The 14,674-nt window shown below is 34.3% G+C and carries 15 protein-coding genes; all 15 read right to left on the reverse strand.

What is annotated here, in order from left to right:
• Window positions 1–74: 74 nt before the first annotated feature.
• The 15 genes from BN4220_RS19220 to hisB all read right to left on the reverse strand — a co-directional run bounded on the left by BN4220_RS19220 (window position 75) and on the right by hisB (window position 14,662).
• Window positions 75–1,469 (reverse strand): MocR-like pyridoxine biosynthesis transcription factor PdxR, encoded by a 1,395-nt coding sequence (locus tag BN4220_RS19220; protein ID WP_066720551.1) that lies wholly within the window; start codon window positions 1,467–1,469, stop codon window positions 75–77.
• 18 nt (window positions 1,470–1,487) lie between these two features.
• Window positions 1,488–2,417, reverse strand: a complete 930-nt coding sequence (locus tag BN4220_RS19225; RefSeq protein WP_066721174.1) for a bifunctional riboflavin kinase/FAD synthetase — start codon at window positions 2,415–2,417, stop codon at window positions 1,488–1,490.
• Window positions 2,418–2,436: 19 nt separating this feature from the next.
• The gene (truB, locus tag BN4220_RS19230) at window positions 2,437–3,450 is read right to left on the reverse strand and encodes a tRNA pseudouridine(55) synthase TruB (RefSeq protein ID WP_066720554.1); all 1,014 of its coding nucleotides are present in this window, start codon (window positions 3,448–3,450) and stop codon (window positions 2,437–2,439) included.
• A 27-nt stretch (window positions 3,451–3,477) separates the two neighbouring features.
• Window positions 3,478–4,449: a DHH family phosphoesterase gene (locus tag BN4220_RS19235; protein ID WP_066720557.1), complete on the reverse strand. Its 972-nt coding sequence runs from the start codon at window positions 4,447–4,449 to the stop codon at window positions 3,478–3,480.
• A gap of 17 nt (window positions 4,450–4,466) precedes the next feature.
• Window positions 4,467–4,874, reverse strand: coding sequence for a 30S ribosome-binding factor RbfA (gene rbfA, locus BN4220_RS19240; protein WP_066720559.1), 408 nt, complete (start codon window positions 4,872–4,874; stop codon window positions 4,467–4,469).
• A gap of 107 nt (window positions 4,875–4,981) precedes the next feature.
• A complete protein-coding gene (gene infB, locus BN4220_RS19245; RefSeq protein ID WP_066720563.1) occupies window positions 4,982–8,125 on the reverse strand; it encodes a translation initiation factor IF-2 in 3,144 nt (1,047 codons plus the stop codon).
• A 40-nt stretch (window positions 8,126–8,165) separates the two neighbouring features.
• Window positions 8,166–8,519: a L7Ae/L30e/S12e/Gadd45 family ribosomal protein gene (locus tag BN4220_RS19250; protein WP_242867822.1), complete on the reverse strand. Its 354-nt coding sequence runs from the start codon at window positions 8,517–8,519 to the stop codon at window positions 8,166–8,168.
• A complete protein-coding gene (locus BN4220_RS19255; RefSeq protein ID WP_066720565.1) occupies window positions 8,509–8,787 on the reverse strand; it encodes an RNase P modulator RnpM in 279 nt (92 codons plus the stop codon). The genes BN4220_RS19250 and BN4220_RS19255 overlap by 11 nt, the downstream gene beginning before the upstream one ends.
• Before the next feature lie 82 nt (window positions 8,788–8,869).
• Window positions 8,870–9,946: a transcription termination factor NusA gene (gene nusA / locus BN4220_RS19260; RefSeq protein WP_066720568.1), complete on the reverse strand. Its 1,077-nt coding sequence runs from the start codon at window positions 9,944–9,946 to the stop codon at window positions 8,870–8,872.
• 21 nt (window positions 9,947–9,967) lie between these two features.
• Entirely contained in the window at window positions 9,968–10,435 is a 468-nt protein-coding gene (gene rimP, locus BN4220_RS19265; protein ID WP_066720571.1) for a ribosome maturation factor RimP, read from the reverse strand.
• 410 nt (window positions 10,436–10,845) lie between these two features.
• A complete protein-coding gene (locus BN4220_RS19270) occupies window positions 10,846–11,829 on the reverse strand; it encodes a biotin--[acetyl-CoA-carboxylase] ligase (RefSeq protein ID WP_066721179.1) in 984 nt (327 codons plus the stop codon).
• A gap of 4 nt (window positions 11,830–11,833) precedes the next feature.
• Window positions 11,834–11,962, reverse strand: a complete 129-nt coding sequence (locus BN4220_RS20655) for a hypothetical protein (RefSeq protein ID WP_278280760.1) — start codon at window positions 11,960–11,962, stop codon at window positions 11,834–11,836.
• 12 nt (window positions 11,963–11,974) lie between these two features.
• Window positions 11,975–13,252, reverse strand: a complete 1,278-nt coding sequence (gene hisIE / locus BN4220_RS19960; RefSeq protein WP_082812397.1) for a bifunctional phosphoribosyl-AMP cyclohydrolase/phosphoribosyl-ATP diphosphatase HisIE — start codon at window positions 13,250–13,252, stop codon at window positions 11,975–11,977.
• 71 nt (window positions 13,253–13,323) lie between these two features.
• Window positions 13,324–14,043 (reverse strand): 1-(5-phosphoribosyl)-5-[(5-phosphoribosylamino)methylideneamino]imidazole-4-carboxamide isomerase, encoded by a 720-nt coding sequence (hisA, locus tag BN4220_RS19280; protein ID WP_066720575.1) that lies wholly within the window; start codon window positions 14,041–14,043, stop codon window positions 13,324–13,326.
• A gap of 22 nt (window positions 14,044–14,065) precedes the next feature.
• Window positions 14,066–14,662: an imidazoleglycerol-phosphate dehydratase HisB gene (gene hisB, locus BN4220_RS19285; protein WP_066720579.1), complete on the reverse strand. Its 597-nt coding sequence runs from the start codon at window positions 14,660–14,662 to the stop codon at window positions 14,066–14,068.
• Window positions 14,663–14,674 lie beyond the last annotated feature (12 nt).

Genomic DNA, 14,674 nt, shown 5'->3' on the forward strand with positions numbered 1-14,674 from the left:
TAGCTGCTGTATTTAATTCAAAACAATACTTTTTTAATGTGTTCAGTTTTTATTACTAAATGGTAAATTCCTGGTTATTCATATAAACCTTCATATAATAGCTGTATACCATTTTTAATATCATCCTCTGATACATTGGCATATCCTAGTAAAATTGTTGGGTACTTTGGCTTCTCTTCTGTAATATAATGACGATTTAAGCCGTAGAGTTGTATCCCTTGTTGGGATGCTTTCTCAATCAAATCTTCTTCAGATACCTCTTCTAAGAATTCTACCACTAAATGTAATCCCGCATTTTCACCTGTAATTCGAATGCGATTTCCAAAAATCTTTAGTGTCTTTAACAGTAAATCATGTTTGTTTTTGTAGTGTTTACGCATTTTATTAACGTGACGTTCAAAATAACCACCTACAATAAATTCACATATAATCGCCTGATCGATTCTAGATACCGTAGAAGCATAATAATAATATTCTTGTTGATACTTTTTATATAGCTCTTCTGGTAATACCATGTAACCGACACGAATTGCTGGAGCAATCGCTCTTGAGAAAGTACCCATATAAATAACACGATCAAAGGTATCAATTCCTTGTAAAGACGGAATAGGCTTCCCTATATAACGAAATTCACTATCATGGTCATCCTCAATAATATAACGCGTAGAGTCATTTGCTGCCCACCTTATCAATTCCAGTCGACTTTTAATAGGCATTACAACACCAAGTGGATATTGATGGGAAGGTGTTACGTAAACAATATTTCCATCGGATTGTTCAATTTGCTCTAAGGAAACCCCTTCTTCTTTCATTCCTATAGGAATAATAGGAAATCCCATTCCATTTAATATATGGTAAGCCCTTTTATACGTAGGGTTTTCCATACATATTTTACTTTGCCTTGGAAGGAGTTGTGATAATAATTGAAGTAAGTAGTCGGATCCAGCGCCAATAATAATTCTTCTAGCGTCACAGTTGACCCCTCTAGATTCATGTAGATAGTTTGATATCGCTTTCCTCAAAGCAATATCCCCTTGATTTTCTCCAAGTAAAAACAACCCCTGATTCATGTCATTCATACATTGGTTACTTAATTTACGCCAAGTTGCAAATGGAAAACTAGAGATGTCAACTGCAAATGGTGAAAAATCGTATTTCATCTTAGTGCTTTTCGGTATTTTGACAACATTAGGTTTTGTTTCATTATTCGATATATGGATCAAGTCACCTATGTTTAAAACATAGTATCCACTTTTAGGAACACTTTCAATATAACCTTCTGATACTAATTGGTTATAGGCTAAATCCACTGTACTTCTACTAATTTGCAGATGTGTGGCTAAATTCCTACTGGAAGGTAACTTCGTATGAACCGGTATATTACCAGACTTTATCTCGTCTTTAATAAACTTATATATCTGTTCATACATTGGCACCTTCGAATTTTGATCTAACGAAATGATTAGCATAAAGAATTACTCCTTTACTTATGGAATCATTTTATGATTAAAATAATCTTTGGCAAATAAAATATCTTTATTCATATAATCCGTAAGTTCTTCTAGGCTGTTAAATTTATATTCTGGTCGTTCAAATGCGTAAATTTCCACATCCACGTTTTTCCCATATAAATCTCCCTTATAATCAAAGAGAAATGTTTCAACACCTGTAATTTCTTCTCCTGTTACCGTTGGTTTTGTTCCTATGTTTGTGACTCCTAAATATCGTTGTCCTTCAAAACGAGTCACAGAAGCGTAAACACCATTTGGTGGTAAAAGTTTATGTTCTGGTGGTACTTGATTAATCGTAGGAATTCCTAATGTTCTTCCTAGCTTTTTACCATGCACTACTTCTCCCATAATTGTATATGGATGTCCAAGCATTGCATTTACACTTTCCATATTTCCTTTTTTTAGTTCTTCTCGTATTCTAGTACTACTAATAATTTTACCGTCGTACATTAACTTTTCACAAACAATTAATTCATAACCAAATACTTCTTGATATTTTTCTAGCATTGCTACATCACCACGGCGCTTCTTACCAAAATGATAATCAACACCAACGACAATCGCTTGCACATTTAATTTTTCAATTAAAACGTGTTTAATAAATTCCTCTGGTTCCATAGATGCTGTTTCTTCCGTAAATGGATATGATATTAAAACATCTGGGCCACTTCTTTCAAGTAATCTTCTTTTTTCTTCTTCCGTATATATTAAATCAATCTCTTTTTCTGAAAAAAGATTTCCTGGATGATAATCAAAAGTAAACATTACAGAAGTATGCCCTTGCTTTTTATACACGGATAATTCTTCAAATAAGCGCTGATGTCCCTTGTGTAATCCGTCAAATTTTCCTAAGGTAACACAGGTATTGCAAAAACGAAAGTCCGTCTTTCCATAGATGTATTCCATAAACATCACCTGTACCTTTCTAGTTTAAAAACATTTTAACTGGCTTTAAGCAATGATTCTCTTCATCATTCGTATAAAGCCCAATAAACTTATGAAAGCTGTCATAAATTCGATATAAATTATCATTTGGTTCCAGACAATTTTCCAAGTTAACTTGTTTGTCATCTTCGATACAATTTGCTTTCACTACTTGCTCACCATCAATTTTGCTATCTTTTATACAATCTTGTAATGTCGTTTGTAAGTGTTCAAAGAGTAATTTATTCCCATTGTATACAAATTTATTAAATTCTTCCTTTACACAAAACTCTTTGCATTGCATAAACAAAGAAACCACTGGCAAACATATTTCATCTATTTTATCATTTTTCATATATTCTTCAATTTGTGATAAAGAAAGACTATTCTCTATAGTAAATATTGAAACTTTAGTACGAAGAAGTTCTTTCATACAGCCACCGCAAGATAACTTATTTCCAATATCTTCACATAAGGTGCGAATATAAGTTCCTTTAGAGCAATGCACCCTCATACGAACTTCCTTTACCGCAGTAGTATTTTTTTCATCAAAATCCATTGATAAAATTTCAATATCATGAATCGTAACTTTACGTGCTTTACGTTCTATTTCAATCCCTTGTCTTGCAAGTTCATATAATTTCTTACCGTTCACCTTGATTGCTGAATACATTGGTGGTATCTGGTCATAAGTTCCAACAAAACTCATGATTGCCTGTGCTACTTCCTCTTTATTTGAAGAAACTTCTACTTCTTTTAATACTTGTCCTGAAATGTCTTGCGTATCTGTGCTGACTCCAAGAAGTAATACCGTTTCGTATACTTTATCTTTATCCGTTAACAAGTCACATAACTTTGTAGCATTTCCAACACAAACGGGTAATACCCCTTCTGCATCAGGATCTAAAGTACCCGTATGACCTATTTTTTTTTGATGTAAGATTCCTCTTAATTTTGCGCAAACATCAAAGGAGGTAAATCCTTTTTCCTTATATACATTGATAATTCCGTTCATGGAATTCCTCCCTCTGTATTTCAAAGCTTACTTACTTTTATCTCGTGATAATTGGTGCTCTATACCAATTGTCAAATTATTAATAACATCATGTAAAGATCCTGTCATACTACAACCAGCCGCTTTTACATGACCACCGCCACCAAAGAATACAGCTATTTTGCTAACATCAACAATACCATTTGAACGCATACTTACTTTGTACTGGTGAAAACCATCTTCTCTTAAAAAGATAGCCACTTCAACACCCTTTGTCACTCGAAGTTGATCTATCACGCCATTGGTATCTGCTGGTGTAACATTGTAAAACTCTTGCGTTTTTTTGCTAATGCTTGAAATAACAATTTTCCCGTCTAAAATAAGAAAACTCTCCATTAAGCATCTTCCAAGCACTTGATTTTGAACATAAGTTTTTTGATAAAAAGTTTCATCAATAATCTTTGATGGTTCTGCACCTTTGCTTATTAGTTTTCCTGCTATTTGCATTGTTTTTTCTGTTGTATTTGAGTGTTTAAAAACACCTGTATCATGAACGATACCAAGGTATAAAGATTCTGCAACATCTTTACTTATTTTGGATTCATCAAATAAACCAAATAATACTTCACAAGTAGAACTTGCTTCGATTACATGATTATTTTTTGCAAATTTTGTATTACTAATATGATGATCAATATTTACCGTTTCCTTTGCCAGGGGAAATAGATCTCCACATACGCCTAAACGATCAACGCTTCCACAATCTAGGGATATCATTAAGTCATATGCGATTTCTTCCTTGCATTCTTCTTTGATATCTTTAACATTTTTCAAAAAGTAAAACTCATCTGGAATCTTTTCTAAGTAGATATCAATACGTTTTTTATTATCTTTGTTGCAGTTTTCGGTAAGATAGTTGTACATTGAAAGACATGAACCAACACAATCACCATCTGGATGTACATGCCCTGCAATAGCAATGGAATCAGCTGTATGAATCAATTGAAATAAATCAAACATCCCCTCACCTCTCCTAATTATAGATCACTATCATCATTTGTATTATCTGTATCTTCTTCACCAGAAGCTGCCTTATTATGATTCACTTCATCAATGAGTTTAGACATGTTTACTCCATATTCAATGGATTGATCTACGACAAAAGTTAATTCTGGTGTATTTCTTAAATTTATGCTCTTTGCTAATTGAGAACGTAAAAATGGAGCGGCGCTCTTTAAACCAGCTAATGTATTTTTTTGTGCCTCTACATCGCCTAATACACTAACATAAACTTTTGCAGTTTTTAAATCTGGCGCTACTTCTACATTTACAATAGAGGTCATTGGATGAATTCTTGGATCCTTTAACTCTCTTACAATTAGCATACTTAATTCTTTTTGAACTTCTTGATTAATTCTGGTGTTTTTAATACTGTTCTTTCTCATGGTCACACCCTGCCTTTCTTTGTTTCTCTAACGATTTAAAGTAAATAAAAGCACTTCAGAATTATCATCCCAAAAATTTAGGAGATAATTCTGAACTTATACTTTTATTATCTAGGAACTTCTACCATCATGTAAAATTCAATTTGATCAAATTCCTGTAAATCATTAAATTTTTCAAATACAAGACCACATTCATATCCTGTTGCTACTTCTTTAACGTCATCCTTAAATCTCTTTAATGATGCTAATGGTCCATCGTAAATTTGCACACCTTCTCTGCTAATTCTTGCAGAACATCCTCTTACAATCTTACCATCAAGAACATAAGAACCTGCAATTGTACCAAGGCCAGATGCTTTAAATACCTGTCTAACTTCAGCATGTGCAATAACTTTTTCTTCATATGTTGGATCAAGCATACCCTTCATTGCTGCTTCAACATCTTCGATTGCTTGATAAATAACTCGATATAAACGTAAATCAACTTTTTCACGTTCTGCAATTTCTCTTGCTGTATTATCAGGTCTAACATTAAATCCAATGATAATTGCATTTGAAGTTGTTGCAAGCATAACGTCAGATTCATTGATAGCACCAACACCACCATGAATTACACGTACTGCAACTTCTTCATTGCTTAATTTAACTAAACTTTGTTTTACAGCTTCCACAGAACCTTGAACGTCTGCCTTAATAATGATATTAAGATCTTTAATATTACCCGCTTGAATTTGTGAGAATAATCCATCAAGAGATAACTTAGCTTTTGTATCAGCAAGTAATCTTTCTCTTCCCTGTGAAATAAATACTTCTGCAATGGAACGAGCTTCTTTTTCATTATCTGTTGCCATGAAAATTTCACCAGCGTTAGGAACTTCATTTAATCCTAAAATTTCAACTGGTGTAGAAGGAGTTGCTTCTTTTACTCTTCTTCCCTTATCGTCCATCATCGCTCTTACTTTACCATAAGCCGCACCAACTGCAATAGTATCACCTACATGTAATGTACCCTTTTGAACAAGAATTGTTGCAACAGTACCTCTTCCCTTATCAAGCTCAGCTTCGATAACAATACCTCTTGCATTACGATTAGGATTTGCTTTTAATTCTAATAATTCAGCAGTGATATTAACCATTTCAAGTAATTGTTCAATACCTTCTCCTGTGTGTGCAGAAACTGGTACAATTACAGTATCTCCACCCCAATCTTCAGCTACAAGTTCATGCTCTGTTAATTCTTGTTTTACTCGTTCGATATTCGCACTTGGCTTATCCATTTTATTAACGGCTACAATGATTTGAACGCCTGCTGCTTTTGCATGGCTAATTGCTTCAACCGTCTGTGGCATTACACCATCGTCTGCTGCTACAACTAAGATAGCGATATCTGTGGATTTTGCTCCACGCATTCTCATAGATGTAAACGCTTCATGACCAGGTGTATCAAGGAAAGTGATCTTTTCTCCGTTTATTTCAACTACATATGCACCAATGTGCTGTGTAATACCACCAGCTTCTCTTGATGTTACATTTGTCTTACGAATTGCATCAAGTAAAGAAGTTTTACCATGGTCAACGTGACCCATAACACAAACTACAGGTGGACGTTTTACCATTAAAGATTCGTCTTCTTCCTCTTCTTTTAAAATTTCTTCCACGCGATCAACTACTACTTCTTTTTCTGCAATGATATCAAAACCAATTGCAATTTCTTCTGCTTCATCGAAAGTGATTTCTTGGTTGATAGAAACCATTTTACCTTCTAAGAATAATTTTTTAACTACTGCAGAAGCTGGACGTTTCATTTTATCTGCCAATTCCTTAATAGTAAGAACTTCTGGAATAATGATTGTCTTAATTTCATCTTCTTTTTGTTCTTCCACTGCCTTTGGCTTAGGCATAATGAACGCTCCTTTTCTATTTGGATCTTTCTTACCTTTTCCTAATTTAATATCATCCTCATCACGATTTTTCTCACGATCACGGTTACGATCACGATTTCTATCGTTGAATGCTGCTGCTCTTTGTTCTTTTGTTAACTCATTTGCAAGGTCTGATTTGATACTTGATTTTTCTTTCGTATCAGTTCTTCCACCTCTTTTATCAAAGCTTCTGCCATAATTTGAATCTTTATCTTTATCAAATCCGCCTTTATCAAATCCACCGGTTCTGTTACCACTATTGTATCCACCAGTTCTATTACCACTGTTGTATCCGCCGGTTCTGTTACCACTATTGTATCCACCACTTCTTTGTCCACCATATTGGCTTTGTCCTTGTGGTCTTCTATCTCCGTATTGATTGTTACCTTGTGGTCTTCCATCTTGACCAGTTCCTTGTGGTCTTCTATCGCCATACTGACCAGTTCCTTGTGGTCTTCTGTCACCATACTGACCAGTTCCTTGTGGTCTACGATCGCCATACTGGCCACTTCCTTGTGGTCTTCTATCTCCATATTGACCACTTCCTTGCGGTCTTCTATCTCCATACTGACCACTTCCTTGTGGTCTTCCATCTTGACCAGCTCCTTGTGGTCTACGATCACCATACTGACCAGTTCCTTGTGGTCTTCTGTCTCCATACTGGCCACTTCCTTGTGGTCTACGATCGCCATACTGACCGTTTCCTTGTGGTCTTCTGTCTCCATATTGGTTATTGCCTTGTGGTCTTCTATCTCCATCTTGGCCTTGTGGTCTACGATCGCCATATTGATTTGGTCTACGATCTCCATACTGGTTATTTCCACCAGTTCTTCTTTCTCCGTCTTGACCTTGTGGTCTACGATCGCCATATTGACCTTGTGGTCTTCTATCTCCGTATTGATTATTGCTTTGTGGTCTTCTATCTTGACCTTCTACTCTATCATTTTGACCTGTTCCTTGTGGTCTTTTTTCTTCATTCTGTCCTTGCACGGATTGTTGTGCGTTTTCTTGCATAGAATCTCCCATTGATTTTTTGTTCGCCTGCGTTGCTGGCCTTCCTCCATTATTTAACATTGTATTTGCAGCATGTTTTTCAGCTTGTGAATACACGTTGCTCTTCTTTTCTTCTGTAATCTGCTTAGCAGTATTTCCTCTCGCAGAAGTATTTTCTACCTTAGAAAATTTGTTACGTACTAAGCTGATTTCACTGTCATCAATATTACTCATATGACTTTTTACTTCTGACCCCTTCGTTTTTAAAAAACTTACGATGTCACTACTTTTTATTTCCAATTCCTTGGCTAATTCATGAATTTTTATTTTTGCCATATGATAACTACCTCCGTTATAACCGTTTTCAATTATTCTCCTACATCACTTCGAACACTCCTGATTTCAAATGTTTTTCAATTGCTTGTGCCATACCTCGATCATTCACTGATAAAGAAGCACGAAACTCTTTTCCAATTGCATGACCAAGTTCCGTTTTTTCACCAAAAAAGTAGATTGGCACTTCATAAAATGCGCACATGTTTGTGAACATTTTCTTTGTGTTATCGGAAGCATCGCTTGCCACTATGACAAGTTCCGCTCTTCCATCTTTAACTGACTTTTCTGTGGAAAATTCACCACTAGCAATGTAACCTGCTTTATTTCCAAGTCCAAGTAAAGAAAATATTTTTTTTACTGTCATATGCTTTAATAATTCTACATCATCCTTCATTGGTTATATCCATCAACTCTCTTTCCAGTTCTTCATATACCTCTTTTGGTATTGAAGTTTTTAATGACCGTTCAAGCCCTTTACTTTTCATTGCCTTTCTAAGGCAGTCCAGCGAGTTGCATATGTATGCGCCTCTTCCGTTTTTTTTACCAGTTGCATCTATTACTATGTCATCTTCTGGTGTCTTGATAACACGAATCATTTCTTTTTTGGATTTCATTTCACCACATCCAGTACACTTTCTAAGTGGAACCTTTCGTGTATTCATTCTAACCTCCATGCTACCCATACGCATCTTAGATGATTGGTTGAAATACTTTTTCAACCAACTTCTCATCTTTTAGGATGCATTACTCTTCAACGTAGCCTTCTTCATAACTACCATAAACTTGAGATTCACTCTTAATGTCAATCTTATATCCTGTAAGTCTTGCTGCGAGTCTTGCATTTTGACCTTCTCTACCAATTGCAAGTGATAATTGGTAATCAGGAACGATAACCTTAGCACTCATTTCTTCTGTATCAACTTCTACAGAAATAACTTTTGCTGGGCTTAATGCATTTTCTATCAATGTGGCTGGATCATCACTCCAATTAATGATATCGATTTTTTCATTTCTAAGCTCATTTACAATTGCATTTACTCTCGCACCATTTAAACCAACGCATGCTCCTACTGGATCAACATTTGGATCATTACTAGCTACTGCCATCTTTGTTCTTGCTCCGGCTTCTCTTGCGATACTCTTTATTTCAACTGTACCATCTTTTACTTCTGTTACTTCTGCTTCAAATAATCTCTTCACTAATTCTGGATGAGTTCTTGAAACTGTAATTCTTGGTCCTTTTGTTGTATCTTTTACTTCTAATACATATAATTTGACACGCTCAGTTGGACGGAATACTTCGCCTCGAATTTGCTCATTTTCAGTTAAAACAGCATCTACTTTTCCAAGATTAATACTAACATTGCTTCCTACGTAACGTTGTACAATTCCAGTTACAATGTCTTTTTCTTTGCTATAGTATTGATTATAGAGTACTTTTCTCTCTTCCTCACGGATTTTTTGAACAACTACTTGCTTCGCTTTTTGAGCAGCAATACGACCAAAGTTCTTTGGTGTTACTTCAACTTGAACAATATCACCAATATCGTATTTCTTTTTTGGGAATTTCATTTTAGCATCTGCAAGACTGATCTGCATAACAGGGTCCTCTACAGTCTCTACAACCTCACGCTCTGCAAATACGCTAACAGCACCTGTTGTTCTATCAATATTCACTTTAATATTATCCGCTTTTCCAAAGTGGTTTTTACATGCTGCTACTAAGGAATTTTCCATTGCTTCAAGCAAGATTTCCTTGCTGATGTCCTTTTCCTTCTCAATTTGATTCAATGCTTCGATTAACTCTTTATTCCCTTCCATTTTTAATTATTCCTCCATTCATTAAAAGTCCAATGCTAAGCGTACCATAGCAATATCGGCTCTTGTGATTTCCACAGTTTTTCCATTTTCTAATTCGATTACTAGTTTATCTTCATCAAAATCCTTTAAGATTCCGTCAAAGTCTTTTTGTTTATTAATTGCTTTATATAATTTAATTTCTACCTTTTCACCGATACTACGTGCGAAATGCTTATCTTTTTTTAATTGTCTGCCTAAGCCAGGAGAACTTACTTCTAAAATATATGCATCAGGAATAAAATCCTTTTGATCTAGTAACTCACTAAGAGCTCTACTAATTAAAGCACAATCATCAACAGTAATTCCACCTTCTTTGTCGATATAAGCACGTAAAAACCAGTTTCCTGCTTCTTTTACATACTCAACATCAACCAATTCAAAATTATTTTTTTCAATTAAAGGCATGATTAATTGTTCTGTTTTTAATTCGTATTCTTCTCTTTTTGTCATAATACCTCAATTCTGGCACTTTATCGCCTTTTTAAACCAATAGCAACCTAGTGATCAGCACAAATTGCTGATTCAGCTAACCACAAAAACGAAGAGTGGACTTTCGTCCACTCTCATCAGGCTACATATAAACTCATAGCCTTAGTATAGCATTGATTATGTTTAAATGCAAGTAAATTTTTTCAAGTATCAATGTTTATCCATGTTTTCATATGATAGAATTGATAATTTTATAATTTACTAACTTTGACAAACCACGATTGTGAATTCATAATTGTTATTATTCTAACTATTATTTATGCTTTTATTATGCACAATATGATACAAAATAAACAATAACAATAGAATTTCTTCAACCTACTTAATGAAAGGATAAAGCATATATACTTTTATTTTCTATTCATTAAGTCCTATTCTTCTCTTTTTCTAATGCTAACTTCCCCTGAATTTAATGTTTTTTTACTATGATCCATTAACTCAACAATTAATCCACCATTATCATCAATGTCAATGGCTTTTGCTTTCTCTTTTTGATTGCCTGATATTATCCATATGTTAGAACCTAAAATCATGGAATGCTCTTTGTATTCACGAATAAAACTTCTATCCTTGGCATTCATACATAATTCAAAAACTTGATTTAATATTTCAGCAATCAATTGATTTCTTGTTGTATTCTCTGTTGTCCCATGATAAAGAGCACCAGCTACCTCCTGCAATTCCATCGGAACTTTACTATGATCAACATTATAATTAATACCTATACCTAAAATAATGCTATTAATCATACCAGTCTCTAAATCAGTAACTGCCTCCGTAAGAATACCACAGACTTTTTTATCTTCGTAATACAAATCATTGACCCATTTAATTTTGACTTCTTTATTTGTAATTTTCTTTATTGCCCGAAAGACTGCAACAGACGCCGCAGTGGTTATGTAAATAGCATCCGATGCACTTGTATTTGGTTTTAACACAACACTCATATATATACCAGAGCCGTCTAGAGACAAAAAGGATCTACCTAGCCTTCCCTTTCCCATCGTCTGCTTATCTGCTATAAATACACTGCCATGTCTTACACCATTTACAGCCGCTAGTTTAGCAACTTGATTCGTAGAAGTAGTAATCTTATCAATCTGGATTGGGATTTCTTTATATTCTTTTTTAAGATTTAATCGAATTCCTTCTTCTGAAAGTATATCATTTCCTTCAGAAAGACAATATCCTTTATTTGTAGTTGCTAAAATCATATGCCCATCCGCTTCTAAACTCTTTATCGATTTCCAAATTGCGGTACGAGATACATCCAGTGTAGATGCTAATTCCGCACCAGATATAAACTCTCCTCGGTTTTGCTCTAAATACTTTAGTACATCCTTTTTTACTGACATAATGTTATTCAACTACTTTCTTTGCATTCTTTTTATCACGTAATATTTTACCAATAAACACTCCTGCAACAGATAAACTCAATAATAATACATATTTTATTCCATACTCTGCTAATCCCATTAAAAAATCCATTGTTACCTCCATCTATCTACGGTGTGCTAATTCAGTAATTATATCCTCCCAATCAACACCACAGTTTACCATTAAAACCATCAAGTGATATAAATAATCTGCAATTTCATATTTTAATTCTTCCGCATTTGGATTCTTTGCTGCTATTATGATTTCTGTCGCTTCTTCACCACATTTTTTTAAGATTTTATCAATTCCTTTATCCAATAAGTAATTCGTATAAGAACCTTCCTTTGGGTGTTCTTTTCGATCTATGATTGTTTTAAATACATCTTCAAATACAGTGAGTGGATTTGTCTCATCGTATTCCTTACGGACTAGTTCACGGTAAAAACAGCTTTTATTTCCAGTATGACAAGCAACTCCAACTTGCAATACTTTTGCTAATATTGTATCTTTATCACAATCTAATTGCAAACTTCTTACATACTGATAATGTCCACTTGTTTCACCTTTTATCCATAACTCGTTACGACTTCTTGAATGATAGGTCATCTTACCTGTAGTAATAGTAGTATTATAAGCCTGTTCATCCATATACGCAAGCATTAGCACTTCATTCGTTTTGTAATCCTGAACAATAACTGGCACTAATCCATTTGCATCTTTTTTAAATTCAGAAAAAGGTATACTGCTTTCAAATGTATCTGTAGATATGCCAGTTTCTTTAAGCATATGCTTTATTTTCATGATATCCTTATTTTCATAAAGATCGGTAGCAACTCCAACTACATGATCAAGAGATAGCAAAGTTTCCATATCATTTCTTAATAGACTATCTCGAATATAGATATCAAACTCCATATTTGATATTTTATCCATATTAGTTTGTGTTAAGTTTACATGCTTTAATAATATAGAATTTACGCCATATTCCTTTAACGAAGCAATCATTTTATCCGAACATAATACACCATCGTTTTTCTCAGGGCTTGCATCAAACTCAACAACAATACTATCTTTCCCAAAGCGCTCAGTTGCTTCTTTAATTACCGAGACTTGCTTTAATTTTGCGTATGGAATAACAACTCTTATTGCCCCTGTATAAAATGCTTTTTTTACATCTTCAAAACGGTTAACAAAACATCCTACCATAACTGGTATATCAACCATTTTAACAAGAGTTTTCATCGTTTGAATAAATTCTTCTCTCTCTGACTCTAGAATAGAATAATTATATATAAAAAGTTCGTCTGCTCCACTTCTTTCATAGGCGATTGCTCTTTTGATTACACTTTCATCTCTTTCATTTTCCGCATTAATATATGGTATTATCTTTTTAAAAGCCATAACAATCCTCCATGTGCCTACTTAGTTTCCGGGCTCTTAACAGTATAGTCTTTCTAAAAACATAGTATCCTTTATTTATTATAACAAAGGATTGCATCTTTTAAATCTATTTTGTTTTCATACAATGCTTTACCTATAACTACGCCTTCAACATTGATTTTACTTAATGTCTCTAAATCAATCATCGAGGAAACTCCTCCAGATGCTATTATTTCAAGTCCTGTCATATCTACCATCTCTTTTGTATGTTCGATGTTTGGTCCTTGAAGCATTCCATCCTTAGAAATATCAGTATAAATAATTGTTTTAACTCCTAGTTCTTTCATTTCAAGAGCTAGTGATACAGCATTATAGTTACTTAACTTTTCCCACCCTTGAATGGCAACCATTCCGTTTTTCGCATCAATTCCTATAATAATTTTATCTGCTCCAAAACAATTGATAATCTCTTTTACAAACATTGGGTTTTCCACTGCTTTCGTGCCAATGATCACTCTTGATACTCCAAGGTTTAATTTATTCTCTATATCCTTTATTGTGCGGATTCCTCCTCCAACTTGAATTGGTATATTTATTGTTGATGCAATCTCTCGAATTACATCATCATTAACAGAATGTCCAACCAATGCACCATCTAAATCCACTAAATGAATATAACTTGCTCCACTTTCTTCCCACTTTTTCGCAACCCCAACGGGTGAATTGGAATATACCAAAATATCTTCGAATTGCCCTTGTCTTAATCTAACACATTGTCCATTTTTGATATCAATTGCTGGATATAATCTCATCCCCTGCCTCCTTTTTTAACAATTATTCATCTGAAATAGTTCCTTTTGTTGATAATACTCCTTGAATTCTTTCATCATAACTTGTTGCAACATCCAGTGCCTTTGCAAACGCCTTAAACATAGCTTCTACGATATGATGATTATTTGTTCCATCCATATGCTTAATATGTAAATTCATCCCCGCGCTATAAGATATCGCATAGAAAAACTCTTTCACAAGTTCGCTATCCATATAGCCAATACGCTCTGCCGTTAAATCTGCCTGGTAGTTTAAGTATGGTCTGCCTGATAAATCAATTGCACACATCACTAGTGTCTCATCCATAGGTAATAAAAAGGATCCATATCTTTTAATTCCTTCTTTATTTCCTAGTGCCTTTTTAATTGCCTGACCTAGGACAATTCCAGTATCCTCTACCGTATGGTGTGCATCAACGTATAAATCACCAACGACTGAAAGTTTGAGATCAAAAAATCCGTGCTTTGCAAAACTTTTTAACATGTGGTCAAAAAATCCAATTCCTGTATTCACATCAGCTTCACCTTTGCCATCAAGATTAAGTTCTAACGTGATATCCGTTTCATCGGTTTTTCTAGCGATCTTAGCCATCCTATCCATATAAAACCTCCA

The sequence above is a fragment of the Clostridium sp. Marseille-P299 genome (assembly GCF_900078195.1).
Taxonomy (GTDB): domain Bacteria; phylum Bacillota; class Clostridia; order Lachnospirales; family Lachnospiraceae; genus Lachnoclostridium.